At 59.5% G+C, this 16,815-nt stretch carries 16 protein-coding genes; 5 read left to right on the top strand and 11 right to left on the bottom strand.

Annotation, left to right across the window (positions count from 1 at the left end; all coding sequences use genetic code 11):
• Window positions 1-88: 88 nt before the first annotated feature.
• Window positions 89-892 carry a TraB/GumN family protein gene (locus tag ACLIBF_RS16025; protein WP_316552039.1) on the bottom strand — a complete coding sequence of 268 codons (804 nt, stop codon included), beginning with the start codon at window positions 890-892 and terminating at the stop codon, window positions 89-91.
• Window positions 893-960: 68 nt separating this feature from the next.
• The gene (gene copA, locus ACLIBF_RS16020) at window positions 961-3,477 is read right to left on the bottom strand and encodes a copper-exporting P-type ATPase CopA (protein ID WP_316552040.1); all 2,517 of its coding nucleotides are present in this window, start codon (window positions 3,475-3,477) and stop codon (window positions 961-963) included.
• 97 nt (window positions 3,478-3,574) lie between these two features.
• Here copA and cueR point away from each other — a divergent pair, with 97 nt between their 5' ends.
• A complete protein-coding gene (gene cueR / locus ACLIBF_RS16015) occupies window positions 3,575-3,991 on the top strand; it encodes a Cu(I)-responsive transcriptional regulator (protein WP_031376061.1) in 417 nt (138 codons plus the stop codon).
• On the opposite strand, the gene ACLIBF_RS16010 is transcribed toward cueR, so the two are convergent.
• The 5 genes from ACLIBF_RS16010 to tesA form a co-directional block, all read right to left on the bottom strand.
• Complete coding sequence (locus tag ACLIBF_RS16010; protein ID WP_031376062.1) at window positions 3,967-4,425, bottom strand: NfeD family protein; 459 nt, start codon at window positions 4,423-4,425, stop codon at window positions 3,967-3,969. The two genes, cueR and ACLIBF_RS16010, sit on opposite strands and share 25 nt — an antisense overlap.
• A complete protein-coding gene (locus ACLIBF_RS16005; protein ID WP_031376063.1) occupies window positions 4,425-5,339 on the bottom strand; it encodes an SPFH domain-containing protein in 915 nt (304 codons plus the stop codon). The genes ACLIBF_RS16010 and ACLIBF_RS16005 overlap by 1 nt, the downstream gene beginning before the upstream one ends.
• Before the next feature lie 57 nt (window positions 5,340-5,396).
• Entirely contained in the window at window positions 5,397-6,254 is an 858-nt protein-coding gene (locus tag ACLIBF_RS16000; RefSeq protein WP_448310103.1) for a co-chaperone YbbN, read from the bottom strand.
• A gap of 79 nt (window positions 6,255-6,333) precedes the next feature.
• Window positions 6,334-7,107, bottom strand: coding sequence for an SDR family oxidoreductase (locus ACLIBF_RS15995; RefSeq protein WP_031376065.1), 774 nt, complete (start codon window positions 7,105-7,107; stop codon window positions 6,334-6,336).
• A 30-nt stretch (window positions 7,108-7,137) separates the two neighbouring features.
• The gene (gene tesA, locus ACLIBF_RS15990) at window positions 7,138-7,764 is read right to left on the bottom strand and encodes a multifunctional acyl-CoA thioesterase I/protease I/lysophospholipase L1 (protein ID WP_152659097.1); all 627 of its coding nucleotides are present in this window, start codon (window positions 7,762-7,764) and stop codon (window positions 7,138-7,140) included.
• Here tesA and ybbA point away from each other — a divergent pair.
• Together ybbA and ybbP are read left to right on the top strand one after the other, a co-directional pair.
• Entirely contained in the window at window positions 7,732-8,418 is a 687-nt protein-coding gene (ybbA, locus tag ACLIBF_RS15985; protein ID WP_316552041.1) for a putative ABC transporter ATP-binding protein YbbA, read from the top strand. The two genes, tesA and ybbA, sit on opposite strands and share 33 nt — an antisense overlap.
• Entirely contained in the window at window positions 8,415-10,832 is a 2,418-nt protein-coding gene (ybbP, locus tag ACLIBF_RS15980) for a putative ABC transporter permease subunit YbbP (RefSeq protein ID WP_448310100.1), read from the top strand. The genes ybbA and ybbP overlap by 4 nt, the downstream gene beginning before the upstream one ends.
• Before the next feature lie 306 nt (window positions 10,833-11,138).
• On the opposite strand, the gene purK is transcribed toward ybbP, so the two are convergent.
• The 4 genes from purK to ppiB form a co-directional block, all read right to left on the bottom strand.
• A complete protein-coding gene (gene purK / locus ACLIBF_RS15975) occupies window positions 11,139-12,203 on the bottom strand; it encodes a 5-(carboxyamino)imidazole ribonucleotide synthase (RefSeq protein ID WP_089562577.1) in 1,065 nt (354 codons plus the stop codon).
• Window positions 12,200-12,709 carry a 5-(carboxyamino)imidazole ribonucleotide mutase gene (gene purE, locus ACLIBF_RS15970; RefSeq protein WP_279809548.1) on the bottom strand — a complete coding sequence of 170 codons (510 nt, stop codon included), beginning with the start codon at window positions 12,707-12,709 and terminating at the stop codon, window positions 12,200-12,202. Before purE ends, purK begins: the two co-directional genes overlap by 4 nt.
• Before the next feature lie 130 nt (window positions 12,710-12,839).
• The gene (gene lpxH / locus ACLIBF_RS15965; protein WP_279809547.1) at window positions 12,840-13,556 is read right to left on the bottom strand and encodes a UDP-2,3-diacylglucosamine diphosphatase; all 717 of its coding nucleotides are present in this window, start codon (window positions 13,554-13,556) and stop codon (window positions 12,840-12,842) included.
• Window positions 13,556-14,050 carry a peptidylprolyl isomerase B gene (gene ppiB, locus ACLIBF_RS15960; protein ID WP_448310097.1) on the bottom strand — a complete coding sequence of 165 codons (495 nt, stop codon included), beginning with the start codon at window positions 14,048-14,050 and terminating at the stop codon, window positions 13,556-13,558. The genes lpxH and ppiB overlap by 1 nt, the downstream gene beginning before the upstream one ends.
• A gap of 212 nt (window positions 14,051-14,262) precedes the next feature.
• Between ppiB and cysS the strand changes: the two genes are divergently transcribed.
• Both cysS and ACLIBF_RS15950 read left to right on the top strand, forming a co-directional pair.
• Window positions 14,263-15,648, top strand: coding sequence for a cysteine--tRNA ligase (cysS, locus tag ACLIBF_RS15955; RefSeq protein ID WP_279809546.1), 1,386 nt, complete (start codon window positions 14,263-14,265; stop codon window positions 15,646-15,648).
• Between the two features lie 33 nt (window positions 15,649-15,681).
• Entirely contained in the window at window positions 15,682-16,788 is a 1,107-nt protein-coding gene (locus tag ACLIBF_RS15950; protein ID WP_069727970.1) for an AAA family ATPase, read from the top strand.
• Window positions 16,789-16,815: the final 27 nt, after the last annotated feature.

The following is a 16,815-nucleotide window of genomic DNA, read 5'->3' as shown; positions in this document are numbered from 1 at the left end:
GCGCCAGCAATCTGATTGCTGAGCGATAACCAAAATCATAAACAAATTCCTCTTTGACGGGCCGGTAGTATTATCGGCTCTCTTTTTTTCAGCGCGTCTTCAGCATCCCGGGCAAATTATCCTCACCGTAGAGATGCAGCGCACCGACTGCCACCACGTAGTCTCCCGCCGCTAAGGCCTGCAGTTTATCCCGCCACTGCGCATTACGCTGACCGATCAACGTATCGTTGAGCGCCTGACTAAACGTGGCCGGCAGAGCAATCTGCGGCTGGCGGGGCGGCGTATCCAGCCACCAGCTGACCATCATTTGCAGCAGCCGCGCATTGGTATGCCAGTGGGTCAGCGTATCCTGCAGCAGCGCCATGCCGTCATCCGGCAGCGTATTCAGCAGCGCAATCTGCGCTTCAGCGCCCTCCAGCTCAATCACCGGCTTGTTCCAGCGCTTTGCCGCCTGCAACAGCTGATAATCAATGCCGTAGTCGGGCCGCAATCCCAGCCGTTGCGCCTGCTGCGCCTGCAACATCAGCGCAATCTGCCAGGCGGGCAGGGTATCAAATGAACCGATCGACAGGTTCATTTCGTGACACAGCGCGGTGAGCGTCTGCAAAGCCTCGTCTTCAAGCCGGGTCGCCAGCGGGGGACGATCCGCGCTGCCATCAAACGGCGAGCTGCCCTGGGTAATATCCGCTTCGACGATCAGCGCATCGGCCTTCTGCAGCTGACGCAGCAGCCGCGCCGGCAGCGGCTGCATATCCCGCGTTCCCATATGAATACTGCCCACCAGATGCAGATGACATTCGCCGAGCCGGACATCGATGGCAGGCCAGCGGTAGCTGGCGGGAAAAAGTTGGCTGATGAAGCCGCGCAGTGAGCGCCAAACGTTGCCTGTCATTCCCGGTCCTTCGCTATTTAAAACCCCATGCTAGCGGCTTCAGTCGCCGAAAAACAGCGCCGAAACGGCTATTGCTGGCGCGGCGGCTGATAGCGCAGCAGGCGATTGGCGTTGGCAACCACCGTAATCGAGGAGAGCGCCATCGCAGCGCCTGCCACAATCGGGCTGAGCAGGGTGCCGGTCAGCGGGTAGAGCACGCCAGCCGCTACCGGAATACCAATACTGTTATAAATAAAGGCCCCGAACAGGTTCTGGCGGATATTGCGCAGCGTGGCTGACGAGATGGCTAACGCATCGGCGACGCTGTTGAGATCGGCGCGCATTAACGTAATGCCGGCGGTTTCTACCGCCACGTCGCTGCCGCCGCCCATGGCAATCCCTACCTCAGCCTGGGCCAGTGCGGGCGCATCGTTAATGCCGTCACCGACCATGGCGACGCGCCGGCCCTGCTGCTGTAACTGCGCAATCGCCGCTGCCTTGCCTTCTGGCAGCACGCCGGCGATCACCTCATCAATTCCCACCTCAGCCGCAATCGCCTGCGCAGTATTCTGGTGGTCACCGGTGAGCATAATCAGGCGATAACCCGACTGATGCAGCCGTTTCAGGGCGGTGGCGCTTTCCGGCCGCAGCGCATCGCGCAGGGCGATCAGGCCAATCAGCTGGCCCTGTTCAGCCAGTAACACCGGCGTCGCACCCTGTTGCGTCAGACGTTCGATATCCGCCATCGCGGGCTGATAATCGACCCCATTCTCCTGCAGCAGGGCGGCATTACCCAGCAGTAACGCTCTGCCATCCAGTATGCCGCTGACCCCTTTGCCGCGTATTGTACGAAATTGTGCCAGTGACGGCGCACGGGTGAGGTCAGCCGCGGCAACAATCGCTTTAGCCAGCGGATGGCCGGAGGAGTATTCCAGCGCGGCGGCGGTCTGCAGTACCGACTCGCGGCTGGCATCACCCCAGACCCGAACCTCGCTGACCTGCGGCGTACCGGCCGTCAGGGTGCCGGTTTTATCGAACACCAGCGTGTCGATTTGACTGGCACGCTGCAACGCATCGGCATCCCGTACCAGCACGCCGAGTTCGGCGGCCCGACCCACGCCAGCGATAATCGACATCGGCGTCGCCAGTCCTAATGCGCAGGGACAGGCAATAATCAGCACGGTGGTGGCGATCACCAGCATATAGGCGATTTGCGGTTGTGGCCCGAACAGGTACCAGATGCCGCCGCTGATCAGCGCAATCGCCACCACCACCGGGACGAACACCGCAGAGATGCGATCGGCTAAGCGGCCGACGTCAGGTTTGCTGCTCTGGGCCTGGCGTACCAGCCGGATAATGCGCGACAGCGTAGTGTGACTGCCGGTTGCGCGGGCTTCAAACTGCACTGAACCATCCTGCACCAGCGTACCGGCAAACACCGCCTCACCCGGGCCTTTACTTTGCGGCACCGCTTCACCGGTCAGCATCGCCTCATCAAACCAGGCCTCACCAGCGGTAATCTCCCCATCAACCGGCACCCGATCGCCGGTCACCAGACGCAGCATCATGCCGGGCTGCACCGCGCTAAGGGGAATTAAGTTATCGCCCTGTTCATCGGCCAGTCGCGCCTGCGCCGGAGTCAGATCGAGCAGGCGTTCCAGCGCTTTTGACGATCGCTGACGCGCCCGCTGCTCCAGCGCATGCCCGAGGTTGATCAACCCGAGGATCATCACGCTGGCTTCAAAATAGAGATGCCGCGCCTGCGACGGGAAAAAGTCGGGCCACAGCACCACGCCGAACGAGTAGATCCAGGCCGCGGCGGTACCCAGCGCCACCAGCGTATCCATGGTGGCGCTGCCGTTGCGGGCACTGCGCCAGGCGCTGCGATAAAAATGTCCGCCGGTGATCACCATCACCAGCAGTGTCATCACCCCCAGCGTCAGCCAGAGGCTGTGGTTGCTGGCGGTCAGCATCATGTTGTCGCCCAGCATGCCCCAGATCATCAGCGGCACGCCAAAGGCTAAGGCCACTGCGGCCTGCCAGCTAAAACGGCGCATTGCGCTGCGGGCGCTCTGCTGCTGTTTTTCACGCCGTTCCTGCTCATCATCGACTACCTGCGCGCCATAACCGGCGGCATCCACCGCCGCGATCAGCTGCTGCGGATCGGCTTCGCCCAGCACCAGCGCGCTGCGTTCGCCCAGGTTAACCCGGGCCTGGCTAACGCCAGCCACCTGCTGCAACGCTTTTTCTACCCGACTTACGCAGCTGGCACAGGTCATGCCTTCAATCAGCAACATGTGAGCAGGAACGGTTTTTTCTGCCGGACGGGAAAGCGATTCCGTTGTCAGCGCCTCCGGCGGCGGCTCCGATGCTGTCAACGGCTCAGGCTTTGGGGAGCTGTCAGCCGTTTTCAGCGTGGCGTGATAACCGGCCTGTTCGACGGTCGCGATCAGGTCTGCCGCATCGGCCGCACCGGAAACCCGTGCTTCCTGCTGCGTGACCTCAGCCTGCTCAACATCGTCCCGCTGTTCCAGCGCTTCTTTTACCCGTTTAACGCAATGGCCGCAGGACAGACCGTCCAGGGCCAGAGAAATGGTATGTGACATGATGAACTCCTTGTGTGATCAGATTTGACCAGGTGGTCAGTTTCGATTCATGATTAAGCATAAACCTTCCATCAAGGGGAAGGTCAAGGGGAGCAAAATGAACATCAGCGATGTGGCGAAAAAGACCGGACTCACCAGCAAGGCGATTCGTTTTTATGAAGAGAAGGGGGTGGTGACGCCTCCGCTGCGCAGTGAAAATGGCTATCGCAGCTACAGCGTGCGTCATCTGGATGAACTCAATCTGTTACGCCAGGCGCGTCAGGTCGGCTTTACGCTGGATGAGTGTCGTGAACTGGTGGCGCTGTTTAATAATCCGGCGCGCCACAGTGCCGACGTTAAGGCGCGGACCCTGCAGAAAGCCGATGAGATTGCGGCGCATATTGAGGAGCTGCACGCGATGCGCGCACGTTTGCTGGCGCTGGCCGAGGCCTGTCCGGGCGACGACAGCGCAGAATGCCCAATCATCAACAATCTGGCCGGATGCTGTTCTCAGCCGGGCGGTAAGCGCGGCTGAATGCGCAGGGTAATGCCTTCAACCGCCACCACTTCGACCGGCGTTCCCGCCGGCAGATCCTGTTCAGCCTGAACTCGCCAGCTGCTGTCGCCAATCCGCACATGCCCGGTGCGGTTCTGCAGCGCGCTATCGAGGGTTAACTGCAGGCCAATCATCTGGCTGCCGCGCTGATTGAGCGAGTTCGGAACCTGGCGTGCTTCACGGTAGCGCATCCAGCGATACCAGAAAAAGACGCAGACCAGCGTCAGGACGGCAAACATTGTGCCCTGAGCGGTCCAGCTGAACGGGATAAACCATTCGATAATGCCTACCATCACCGCGGCCAGGCCGCTCCACAGCAGATAACCGCTGGTGCCCAGCATTTCCGCCGCCAGCAGCAGGCCGCCGAGCGTCAGCCAGAACCAGTGCGGATGGGCAATGATATCGACCAGCATCAGCGTTTCGACTCGGTGCGGGATTCTTTCAGCAGTTCACCGATGCCGGCAATTGAGCCGAGTAAGCTGCTTGCCTCCAGCGGCATCATCACCACTTTGCTGTTATTGGCTTCGCCAATTTTTTGCAGTGCGTCGGTATATTTCTGCGCCACGAAGTAGTTGATCGCCTGAATATCACCGGCGGCAATCGCTTCAGACACCATTTTGGTGGCGTTGGCTTCCGCTTCCGCCTGACGTTCCCGCGCTTCGGCCTGCAAAAAGGCCGAGGTCCGTTCCCCTTCGGCTTTAAGGATCTGTGACTGTTTATCCCCTTCGGCGCGCAGGATCGCTGCCTGTCGTACTCCTTCCGCCGTCAGAATATCGGCGCGTTTGGTACGCTCCGCTTTCATCTGCGCATTCATCGCGCCGATCAGCTCCTGCGGCGGACGCACATCGCGGATCTCAATACGGGTGATTTTAACGCCCCACGGATTGGTGGCTTCGTCGACGATATGCAGCAGCCGGGTATTAATGCTGTCGCGCTGCGATAACATTTCGTCCAGCTCCATGCTGCCAAGCACGGTGCGCATATTGGTCATGGTGAGGTTCAGAATAGCCTGCTCAAGATTGCTGACTTCATACGCGGCGCGTGCCGGGTCAACGACCTGAATAAAGCAGACCGCATCAATGGTAACGTTGGCGTTATCTTTGGAGATGATCTCTTGCGAGGGAATATCCAGTACCTGTTCCATCATGTTGATCTTACGACCGACACGATCCATGAACGGCACCACCAGGCTCAAGCCGGGTTGCAGCGTGCGGGTATAACGTCCAAATCGTTCAACCGTCCATTGAAAACCCTGTGGCACAATCTTGACGGTCGCCCAGACAGCCACCAGCGCCAGCACGATCAGGGCAGGAATTACAGTTATCATACAACCTCCGCGTTGTCAGATGAACGGGCCGAGTCGCTTCGGCCCGTGGTCCCGCCGTTAGTAGAGCAGCGAGTAAAGCTGGCGGCGATAGCGCGCGGCGAGGGCATCGCCGGTGCCCAGCGCAGCCAGAATCTCCTGCAGCATTTTACGTGCCTGGCCATCGGCGGCGTTAAGATCGGTTTTGAGGAAGCTGAACAGCAGTTCCAGCGCCTCTTCATTACGGCCGACCTGATGCAGCTGTAACGACAGTTTAGCAGCCAGCCCGGCGTTCGACGGATCGGCCTCCAGCTGGGATTGCAGCTGCTGGATCTCCGGGGTATCGGCCGCCTGTTTCAGCAGATCGATCTGCGCCATCAGGCTCTGATAACGGGTATCCTGATCCTGTAACGGCACCGCTTTCAGCACTGCTTCCGCTTCATCGCTGCGGCTCAGGGTGATCAGCACTTCAGCCAGCAGGAAACCAATCTCGCTCGATTGATTGCTCAGCTGCCAGGCCTCCTTTAACAGCGGCAGCGCATCCAGCGGTTTGCCTTCTTCCATCAGCGCCATCGCCTGCTGTGCTTTCAGCTCTTCTTCACGCGGCAGAACTTTTTCCAGCAGAGCGCGGATCGCCTCTTCCGGTTGCGGTCCCTGGAAGCCATCGACTGGCTGCCCGTTCTGGAACAGATAAACCGTTGGAATAGAACGCAGACCAAACTGCGATGCCACCATTTGCTCTCTATCGCAATCCAGACGGGCGAGAATAAACTGGCCGGCATATTCCTGCGCCAGCCGCTCCAGCACCGGCGTCAGCTCCTGACAATGCTGGCTGCGCTCAGACCAGAAGTAAAACAGCACCGGCAGCTGCATCGAATGCTCAAGCGTCTGCTGCAGGTTAGATTCGTTGATGTCGATTATCGAAGCATGTGGTGACATGGATAAGTCTCTTTGCAAAAAGTGTTTAAAGAATATGGGGCCAACTGGCCGCGCTTCAAGTTCTAATCAGGCCGCAGGCTCAATGGCTGCGCAAAATGCGATCCAGCATCCAGCCTGGCAGCAGGCGTTTCAGCAGGCTCATGGCATGTGCGACCAGCGTCACCGGATAGCGTAAACGCGGATGTTTGCTCTCGAGTGCATGACGAAGTTTAGGCAGAATGGCCTCCGGTGGCAGCGTAAAGCGTGCGGCAATGCCCGGATTACGCACCGGCTTATCCTGCTCGCCCTGCGTCACATTATCGGTGAAACGGGTGTGAATCGGCCCCGGTTCGATCAGGCTGACGCGGATGTTACTGGTGCGCAGTTCCAGCCGCAGCGCATCGCTCCAGGCTTCCAGCGCATATTTACTGGCGGCGTAAGCGCCCCGGCCAGGGGTAGAGATCAGCCCGAGCACTGAACTGGTATTAATAATCCGGCCGTCGCCACTGGCCGCCAGCGCGGGGATCAGCCGCAGCGTCAGTTGATGAACGCCGAAAAAGTTACTGGAAAACTGCTGCTCCAGCTGCTGACGGGAAAGGGTTCGTAACGGTCCGTAGAGACCAAAACCGGCATTGTTAAACAGGCCTGCCAGACAGTTATCGCTGAGCGCAATGACCTTATCGGCCGCATTATCGACGCTCTGCGGATCGTCGAGATCCAGCTGAAGGCCGATAAAACCCAGCGTCTCCATGCGCGCCACATCATCCGCTTTACGACAGGCGGCGATCACCCGATAGCCGCGCGCCTGAAGATCGTGCGCCGCGACCAGGCCAATACCGCTGGAACAACCTGTAATCAGGATGGTTTTTTGCATTTCTTTACCCTTTTTGCGCGCCTGTTCGCGCTACGGCTGCTTAACTAAGGGAGCCAGCTCTTTTGCCATCAATCCGGCGATAAAGGGTTGGGCATCAGGATTGGGATGAATGCCGTCCTGCTGCATCCACTCCGGTTTCAGGTAAACCTGCTCCATGAAAAAGGGCACCAGCGGGATGCTGTACTGTTGCGCTAAGTCGGGATAGATGCCGCTGAACGCTTCGGTGTAGCGGCGTCCGTAATTGGCCGGCAGCCGAATCTGCATCAGCAGCGGCTTCGCATTAGCGGCTTTAACATCATCGATCACTTTACGCAGATTTTGTGCAATGTCGGCCGGCGGGAAACCGCGCAGGCCGTCGTTACCGCCCAATTCGATTAACACCCATTGCGGCTGATGCTGCTTTAATAGCGCGGGCAAACGCGCCAGGCCTTGTGCGGCAGTATCGCCGCTGATGCTGGCGTTGATCACTCTGGGCTGCTGTTGCCACTGTTTATCCAGCAGGCTCGGCCAGGCCGCGGTGGCGGACATGCGGTATCCCGCGCTGAGGCTGTCACCCAGCACCATCAGGGTATCAGCGGCGGCAAGACGCGACACCAGCAAAAGAATCAATAACAGGAAGGGATAATGCCAGCGGAAAACATTGTTGAAGTTCATCATCTTACTAAGTCCGTCGGTCAGGGAGAGCATCAGTTAACCATCCTTACCGGAGTTGAGTTAGTTGTCAAACCAGCCGAGACTCTGGCGCTGATCGGCGAGTCGGGCTCCGGAAAGTCAACCCTGCTGGGGATTCTGGCCGGGCTGGATGATGGCAGCAGCGGTGAAGTCTATCTGCTGGGCCAGCCGTTACACCAGATGAATGAGGAGCAGCGTGCGGCGTTACGCGCCCGCCAGGTAGGGTTTGTGTTTCAGTCGTTTATGCTGGTGCCGACCCTAAATGCGCTGGAGAACGTGCAGCTGCCGTCACTGCTGCGCGGCGACAGCGATCGCCAGAGCCGTGAACAGGCGCGGGAGCTACTGACCCTGCTGGGACTGGGTGAACGCCTGCATCATCTGCCGGCGCAGCTTTCCGGTGGCGAACAGCAGCGCGTGGCGCTGGCACGCGCCTTCAGTGGCCGCCCGGGCCTGCTGTTTGCCGATGAGCCGACCGGTAATCTTGACCGCAAAACCGGCGATCGGATTGCTGACCTGCTGTTTTCACTGAACCGCGATTTTGCCACCACCCTGATTCTGGTCACCCACGATGAGCAGTTGGCCGCGCGCTGCGATCGTCGCCTGCGGCTGCGTGACGGTAAATTGTGGGAGGAACAATGATCTGGCGCTGGTTCTGGCGCGAGTGGCGCTCGCCCTCGCTGTTAATTGTCTGGCTGGCGTTGACGCTGGCGGTGGCCTGCGTGCTGGCGCTGGGTTCGATCAGCGATCGGATGGAGAAAGGTCTCAGTCAGCAGAGCCGTGATTTTATGGCGGGCGATCGAACGCTGCGCAGCAGTGATGCCGTCCCGGCGGCGTGGCTGGACAAGGCACAGGCAACCGGGCTGACGGTCAGCCGCCAGCTGACGTTCATGACCATGACTTTTGCCGATCAGTCGCCACAGCTGGCGTCGGTAAAGGCAGTAGATGACCGCTATCCGATGTTTGGCACCCTGCAAACCCAACCGGCGGGCCTGAAGCCGCAGGCGGGCACTGCGCTGGCGGCACCGCGGCTGATGGCGCTGCTCAACCTGAAGGTCGGCGATTTGCTTGAGGTCGGTGATACCCGGCTGCGGATTACTGGCGAAGTGATTCAGGAGCCGGATGGCGGTTTTAATCCGTTTGAGATGGCGCCTCGACTGCTGATCAACCTGGCCGATGCGGCCAGCACCGGTGCGATTCAGCCTGGTAGCCGCATCAGCTGGCGCTATAAGTTTTCCGGTAATCCGGAGCAGCTGGCGCGCTATGACCGCTGGATAGAACCGCAGCTCAAGGCTGACCAGCGCTGGATCAGCATTGAAAACTCAGAGGATGCGCTGGGGCGTTCGATGCAGCGCGCGCAGCAGTTCCTGCTGTTATCTGCGCTGCTGACGCTGATGCTGGCGATTGCTGCGGTGGCCGTTGCCATGAGCCACTACTGCCGCAGCCGTTACGATCTGGTGGCGGTGTTGAAGACGCTGGGAGCGACCCACGGCGCGTTGCAGAAGTTAATCATCGGTCAGTGGCTGGCGGTGCTGCTGCTGGCGGCGATGGCCGGCAGCCTGGTCGGGCAGGGGGTGGAAGCGGCGCTGATGGTGATGCTGAAGCCGGTGCTGCCAGCCAGCCTGCCGGCTGCCAGTTTCTGGCCGTGGATCTGGGCGGTCGGATCGCTGTTTATTATCTCGCTGCTGGTGGGACTGCGACCTTATCGTCTGCTGCTGGCGACCCAGCCGTTGCGCGTGCTGCGGCGTGATGCGGTGGCTAACCTGTGGCCGCTGAAATTCTATATTCCGCTGATGGCAGCCGTGGTGGTGGCGCTGTTAGCGCTGCTGGTGGGCGGCAGTAAAATGCTGTGGGCGCTGCTGGCAGGCGTGGTGGTGCTGGCCGGATTACTGGCGCTGCTGGGCTGGGGCACGCTGCTGCTGCTGCGTCGGCTGGTGGTGCGCAATCTGGCATTACGGCTGGCGATCAACCGTCTGCTGCGCCAGCCGGGCATCACGCTGAGTCAGCTCTCTGCTTTTTCGCTGTCGTTTATGCTGCTGGCCCTGCTGCTGGTGATGCGCGGCGATCTGCTCGATCGCTGGCAGCAGCAGTTACCGGCCGACAGCCCGAACTTCTTCCTGCTGAATATGACTGCCGATCAGGTGCCGCAGGTGCGCAACTTCCTGCAGTCTCATCAGATTAAGCCGGAAACCTTCTACCCGATTGCGCGGGTGCGGCTCAGCGAACTCAACGGCAAACCGGCCGATCCGACGCTGGATAACGCCCTGAACCGTGAACTTAACCTGACCGCGCTGGCGGAGCGGCCAGACCACAATCCGCTGGTCGCCGGAAGCTGGCCGCCCAAAGCGGGCGAAGTCTCGATGGAGGCGGAGCTGGCTACCCGCTTAGGGGTGAAGCTCGGTGACACCCTGACCTTTGATGGCGATACGCAAAAGTTCAGCGCCAGAATCACCAGCCTGCGTAAAGTGGACTGGGAGAGTCTGAAGCCGAACTTTTTCTTCATCTTCCCGCCGGGCGCGCTGGATAGTCAGCCGCAGACCTGGCTCACCAGCTTCCGAATGGAGGCCGATCCGGCGCTGCTGGCGGCGCTGAACCGCAGTTTTCCGACGCTGAGTCTGCTGGATATCGGCAGTATTATGCGGCAGATCGGCCAGGTGCTGACGCAGGTCAGCCAGGCGCTGGAGGTGATGGTGATACTGGTCACCGCCTGCGGTGTGCTGCTGTTGCTGGCGCAGATTCAGGTGGGGATGCGTCAGCGTCGTCAGGAGCTGGTGGTTTACCGGACGCTGGGTGCCAGTAAACGGCTGCTGCGCACCACCTTATGGTGCGAGTTTGCGCTGCTCGGCGTGGTTTCCGGGGTGGCCGCCGCGATGGGCGCGGAAGCCGCACTGTGGGGATTGCAGCGTAAAATCTTTGATTTCCCGTGGCAGCCTGACTGGACCTTGTGGCTGGCGCTGCCGTTATCCGGCGCGCTGTTATTGTCGCTGTGCGGTGGCTGGCTCGGGGTGCGGTTACTGAAGGGCAAAGCGCTGTTCAGGAAGTTTGATGCGGCATAAGGGGAGGGCTGGGTGCAGGGCGTTCAGCCTGCATCCGGTCGTCATCCAGAACGCATTAGCGCTCACAGCGCGCGACGATAAGGTGTTAGCTCAGGGAGCATCCGCCCTTCGCAAAGACGCAAAAATGCCATCCCTGGCAGGCTCAGCGCGGGCGATTACGCTCCTCATCTCTGAGGTGCGCCCGTAGCCGGGCCAACGCTTTGCGTTGTTCAAAAACGCATCCGGCGTTTTTGTCACTGGCCGCTCCGCTCGCGTTGCGCTTCTCAGCCGCCTGACAATGCCATCAGCAGGCTTTGGTGCGGAGGATTACAGTTTTTCAATCGCCCAGGCGATGCCACTGGCGTACTCTGCCGGTAGCAGAGGGACCAGCGCGTTGAGGGCAGCCCTGAGTCGATCTGTATCGCTGTCGGTCAGATTGAGGTGCCCGACCTTACGGCCCGGGCGCACCTCTTTGTCATACCAGTGCAGGTGCACCAGCGGCTGCTGCAACCAGTCAGGGTTGACGGCAGTGCCAATCAGATTGACCATCGCCGACGGCGCAAACACCACCGGTTGCGGCAGGGGCAGCGCCAGAATCGCCCGCAGATGCAGCTCGAACTGGCTGATGGAGGCACCATTCTGCGTCCAGTGGCCGCTGTTATGCACCCGCGGAGCCAGTTCGTTAATCAGCAATCCGTCCGGGGTGACAAAACACTCCATCGCCATCACGCCGACGTAGTTCAGTTCCTGCATGATGGCGCTCAGCATCGCTTCCGCCTGCTGCTGTTGCGCCTGATCCGCCTGGGGCAACGCCACGCTGGTGCGCAGAATGCCGTCCTGATGCAGATTGTGCGTCAGCGGATAGAACACCGTGCTGCCATCATGGCCGCGCGCGCCGACCAGCGACACTTCGCCGGAGAAATTAATGCCCTGTTCGACGATGCATTCGCCATAGCACTCTTCCGGCAGTGCATCGGTTTCGCCAGCACGCAAACGCCACTGACCACGACCGTCATAACCCCCGGTGCGGCGCTTCACAATCGCCAGTTCGCCGAGCGAGGCAAATACCGACGGCCATTCGGCTTTGTCGGCCAGCAACTGCCACGGCGCAGTGGCGAGATGGAGCTGATCCAGCAGCTGTTTCTGGGTCAGGCGATCGGCCAGCCGCGGAAATATATCGCGGTTCACAAACGCCGGATGACTCGCCAGTTCGCGGGTCAGCGCGGTTTCCGGCCAGCGCTCAATTTCGGCGGTGATCACGCTGTCGGCCATTGGCAGGGCAGCCGGATCGGCATCCAGACCTACCGGATAAACCGCGATCCCCAGCGGTTCACCCGCCTGGCGCAGCATACGGCCTAACTGACCGTTACCGAGGACGCAAACCGGCTTCATGCCTCCTCCCGTGGATCAGGATGATTCAGCACTTCATCGGTCTGGCTCTGACGCCAGTTCGCCAGTCGTGAACGCAGCGCGTCGTCATGAATCGCCAGAATCTGCGCAGTCAGCAGCCCGGCATTGGCGGCACCGGCTTTACCAATCGCCAGCGTACCGACCGGAATTCCGCGCGGCATCTGCACAATCGAATAGAGGCTATCGACGCCGCTCAGCGCCGCGCTCTGAACCGGCACGCCCAGTACCGGCAGCAGGGTTTTAGCCGCCAGCATACCTGGCAGATGTGCTGCGCCACCCGCGCCAGCAATGATGACCTGAAAACCCCGCTCAGCGGCGGTTTCGGCAAAGCTGAACAGTTTATCCGGCGTACGGTGTGCAGAAACCACTTCAACATGGAAGGGCACGTCGAGGCTGGTAAGAATTTCAGCAGTGAACTGCATGGTGGACCAGTCACTTTTGGAACCCATAACAATCGCGATGCGGGCCGGGGCGGCGTTGGATGACATGCGGTCAACTCCTGTGAATGAACAAACAGACCTGGCCGGGCGGACAGGTTTTGAAGGGCACAGAGAATAGCATGAGAAGAGAGCAAGGAAAACGGTTGCGTCGGGCTAAACACGCGGATTTACCCGACGATTAAAAGTCAAAATCGATCAGCTGAATCCCGCTGGCGTCGAGCTGAATCATCGATCCCCGACTGTGCCAGGCCCCCAGCACCGCCCGTTGCGCGGTTTCACCCTGCAGCGTCAGCTGATGAATGGCCGGACGGTGAGTATGACCGTGGATCAGCAAACGTACCTGCTGGCGCAGCAGGGTAGCGATCACCGCGTCGTGGTTCACATCCATGATGGTCTGGGACTTATGCTGATTGGCTTGTTTGCTGTCGGCGCGCATCCGGGCGGCGATGCGTTTGCGCAGCCGCAGCGGTAACGCCAGAAACAGTCGCTGGATCCACCGGTTATGGACTTTGGCACGAAAGCGCAGATAGCCGACGTCGTCGGTGCAGAGCGTATCGCCGTGCATGATCAGCAGACGGTGGCCGTAGAGCGTCAGCACCTGTTCTTCAGGCAGCAGCGTCATGCCGCTGGCGCGGGCGAAGCGCTGGCCAATCAGGAAATCGCGGTTGCCGTGAATAAAGTAGACCGGAACGGAGAGGGCGCGCAGGGCGCTGGCAACCTGCTGATGCAGTGGATTGGGATCGTCGTCACCAATCCAGGCTTCAAACAGATCGCCAAGAATATAGAGCGCGTCGCAGTGTGGCGCTTCGCGCTGTAAAAAATGCAGAAAACCGGCGGTGATCGCCGGTTCTTCCTGACACAGATGGAGATCTGCGATAAACAGGGTGCGCGACATTACTCGCTGACAGTGACTTTCTGGATGATAACGTCATCTTTTGGCACATCCTGGTGCATGCCACTGCGGCCAGTTGAAACACCTTTGATCTTCTCGACCACGTCCATGCCTTCAACCACTTCAGCGAACACACAGTAACCCCAGCCTTGTACGCTTTCGTCACGGAAGTTCAGGAAGTCGTTGTCAGCCACGTTGATGAAAAACTGTGCGGTCGCAGAGTGCGGTGCAGAGGTACGTGCCATTGCCAGCCTACCTTTGGTGTTTTTCAGGCCATTGTTGGCTTCGTTCTGGATTTCATCTTTGGTGGCTTTCTGCTTCATGCCCGGCTCGAAGCCGCCGCCCTGAATCATAAAGCCGTTGATCACCCGGTGGAAAATGGTGTTGTCGTAGAAACCTTCACGGCAGTAATCCAGGAAGTTCTTTACGGTTGCCGGCGCTTTATCATCGAAGGTTTTGATTACGATATCGCCATGGTTCGTCTGGAAAGTTACCATTTTTGTCGTCCTGTAAAGGTTGTCGTCAGTTGCTGAGGCCGCTTCATCGGTCGGCGTGCCCCTTTTTGTCGACCGTTCTTATATCATAATTTCTGATGACGCGTCAGCAGCGCGGCGCAGTTGGCTTGCTTTGCGTCGCGCGAGCGATAAAAATACGGCACAATGTCTGGATACTTAAAAGTGTCAACCACACGCCAATACGGAACCGTTCAATGCTTAAGATTTATAACACCCTGAGTCGACAGAAAGAGGAATTCAAACCCATTCATGCCGGTAAAATCGGGATGTATGTTTGCGGCATCACGGTGTATGACCTCTGTCACATTGGTCATGGGCGGACGTTCGTGGCGTTTGACGTGGTGGCACGCTACCTGCGTTACCTCGGCTACCAGCTGGACTACGTGCGTAACATCACCGACATCGACGATAAAATTATCAAGCGTGCCAATGAAAACGGCGAGAGCATCGAAACCCTGACCAACCGGATGATTGGTGAGATGCACAACGATTTCGCTGCTCTGGGCATTCTGCCGCCCGATCAGGAGCCGCGCGCCACGCGCCACATCGCCCAGATCATCGAGCTGGTGGAAACCCTGATCGCCCGCGGTCACGCTTATGTGGCGGACAATGGCGACGTGATGTTTGATGTGCTTAGCGATGCCGATTACGGCGCGCTGTCACGTCAGGATCTGGAGCAGCTGCAGGCGGGCGCGCGGGTTGAAGTGGCTGACGTGAAGCGTAATCCGATGGATTTCGTGCTGTGGAAGATGTCCAAAGCGGACGAGCCCGCCTGGTCATCACCGTGGGGCAATGGTCGTCCCGGCTGGCACATCGAGTGTTCGGCGATGAACTGCCGGCAGTTGGGCACCCATTTTGATATTCACGGTGGCGGCTCAGACCTGATGTTCCCGCACCATGAAAACGAGATCGCCCAGTCGACCTGTGCGCATGACGGTCCGTACGTTAACTACTGGATGCACTCCGGCATGGTGATGGTCGACCGCGAGAAGATGTCGAAATCGCTTGGCAACTTCTTCACGGTGCGTGACGTGCTGCAACATTATGATGCTGAAACGGTGCGTTACTTCCTGATGTCCGGTCACTATCGCAGCCAGCTGAACTACGGCGAAGATAACCTGAATCAGGCGCGTGCGGCGCTGGAGCGTCTGTATACCGCGCTGCGTCACACTGACAGCAGCGTGCCAGCCCGCGGCGGCGAAGCGTTTGAAGCCCGTTTCCGCACCGCAATGGATGATGATTTCAATACCCCGGAAGCCTATTCGGTGCTGTTCGATATGGCGCGCGAAGTCAATCGACTGAAAAGCGAAGACCGTGATTCAGCGAACGGCCTGGCATCGAAGCTGCGTGAGATCGCCAACGTGCTGGGCATCCTGCAACAGGACCCGGAGCAGTTCCTGCAAAGCGGCGCTCAGGTGAATGATGAAGAAGTCGCTGAGATTGAACACTGGGTGAAAGCACGTGCTGATGCGCGTGCCGCCAAAGACTGGGCGCAGGCGGATATCGCCCGCGACAAGCTGAATGCGCTCGGCGTGATCGTTGAAGATGGGCCGCAGGGGTCCAGCTGGCGCCGCAAATAAACCGGAGAGGGCGAGCAATCGCCCTTTTTTATTATGGCGATTGAACAGATTCAGATACGTGGCTTTCGATCAATTCGTGATCTGACGTTGCCGCTGCAGCAGCTCAACGTGGTAAGCGGCCCTAACGGCTGCGGCAAATCCAACCTGTATAAAGCGGTCCGGCTGCTGCATGAGGCAGCCAGCGGTCGTCTGGCGCTGGCGCTGGCCGAAGAAGGCGGCATCCAGAAAGCGATGTGGGCGGGTGGCTTACGGCGTGGCGATCGCCGTCATGATCCGAAGCGACTGATGCTGGCGGTGGTGATGGAGGATATCGATTATCAACTGGAGATCGGTTTTCCCGAACCGCTGGTCACCAGCCTGTTTAATCTCGATCCGCTGGTCAAGCAGGAGCGGCTGTGGCTGAGCGGACAACAGCGCCGTCCTTCTTCATGCATCCTGCAGCGTGAAAATCAGACCGCCTTTCTGCACAACGTTGAGGGCGAACGTGTCGCCTATCCGGCGGTGCTGCATCCGGAAGAGTCGCTGTTTGGTCAGCTCGGCGAACCCCATCGTTATCCTGAACTTTCCCAGTTGCGTGAACGGCTGCGCCAGTGGCGCTTCTACCATGAGTTCGCCGTCTGGCCGGGCTCGCCGATTCGTGCACCGCAGATTGGGGTCCGCGCCCCGGTGCTGGCACATGACGGCAGTAATCTGGCGGCGGCGTGGGCGACGATCGTTGAACGCGGCCAGACGGAACTACTGTATGAGGTGATGGCGCAGGCTTTTCCCGACAGTCAGTTTGAGGTAGAGGTGCAGAATGGCCGCTTTCAAATGCTGATGTCGCGACGTGGCATTCTGCGCCCGCTGGAAAGCGCTGAGTTTTCTGATGGTACGCTGCGGTTTCTCTGTCTGGTGGTGGCGCTGCTCAGTCCACGTCCACCGGCTTTTATGGCGCTGAATGAACCGGAGAACAGCCTGCATGAAGATCTGCTGCCGGCGCTGGCACGCTTAATCGCAGAAGCCAGCCAGTTCAGCCAGCTCTGGATCACCAGCCATTCACCCCGGCTTGCAGCACTGATCGCGCAGCATACGGCGGTGAATCATATTGCGCTTGAACAGCGGGAAGGAGAGACGCGGGTGGTGGGGGAGGTAACGGAGTAACAGCGTCCCCGCAGGGACGCCGGAGGT

The organism is Pantoea sp. PGP6, from assembly GCF_053474785.1.
This window is presented reverse-complemented; position numbering and strand designations above follow the sequence as displayed.

Bases quoted from the DNA above. Each gene is read 5' to 3' on its own strand.
- cueR (WP_031376061.1), top strand. From the start codon at position 3,575: ATGAACATCAGCGATGTGGCGAAAAAGACCGGACTCACCAGCAAGGCG.
- purE (WP_279809548.1), bottom strand. From the start codon at position 12,709: ATGTCATCCAACGCCGCCCCGGCCCGCATCGCGATTGTTATGGGTTCC.
- ACLIBF_RS16005 (WP_031376063.1), bottom strand. From the start codon at position 5,339: ATGATAACTGTAATTCCTGCCCTGATCGTGCTGGCGCTGGTGGCTGTC.
- ACLIBF_RS16025 (WP_316552039.1), bottom strand. From the start codon at position 892: ATGACAGGCAACGTTTGGCGCTCACTGCGCGGCTTCATCAGCCAACTT.
- ybbA (WP_316552041.1), top strand. From the start codon at position 7,732: ATGCCAGCGGAAAACATTGTTGAAGTTCATCATCTTACTAAGTCCGTC.
- ACLIBF_RS15950 (WP_069727970.1), top strand. From the start codon at position 15,682: ATGGCGATTGAACAGATTCAGATACGTGGCTTTCGATCAATTCGTGAT.
- cysS (WP_279809546.1), top strand. From the start codon at position 14,263: ATGCTTAAGATTTATAACACCCTGAGTCGACAGAAAGAGGAATTCAAA.
- tesA (WP_152659097.1), bottom strand. From the start codon at position 7,764: ATGATGAACTTCAACAATGTTTTCCGCTGGCATTATCCCTTCCTGTTA.
- ACLIBF_RS15995 (WP_031376065.1), bottom strand. From the start codon at position 7,107: ATGCAAAAAACCATCCTGATTACAGGTTGTTCCAGCGGTATTGGCCTG.
- ACLIBF_RS16010 (WP_031376062.1), bottom strand. From the start codon at position 4,425: ATGCTGGTCGATATCATTGCCCATCCGCACTGGTTCTGGCTGACGCTC.
- purK (WP_089562577.1), bottom strand. From the start codon at position 12,203: ATGAAGCCGGTTTGCGTCCTCGGTAACGGTCAGTTAGGCCGTATGCTG.
- ybbP (WP_448310100.1), top strand. From the start codon at position 8,415: ATGATCTGGCGCTGGTTCTGGCGCGAGTGGCGCTCGCCCTCGCTGTTA.
- ACLIBF_RS16000 (WP_448310103.1), bottom strand. From the start codon at position 6,254: ATGTCACCACATGCTTCGATAATCGACATCAACGAATCTAACCTGCAG.
- lpxH (WP_279809547.1), bottom strand. From the start codon at position 13,556: ATGTCGCGCACCCTGTTTATCGCAGATCTCCATCTGTGTCAGGAAGAA.
- ppiB (WP_448310097.1), bottom strand. From the start codon at position 14,050: ATGGTAACTTTCCAGACGAACCATGGCGATATCGTAATCAAAACCTTC.
- copA (WP_316552040.1), bottom strand. From the start codon at position 3,477: ATGTCACATACCATTTCTCTGGCCCTGGACGGTCTGTCCTGCGGCCAT.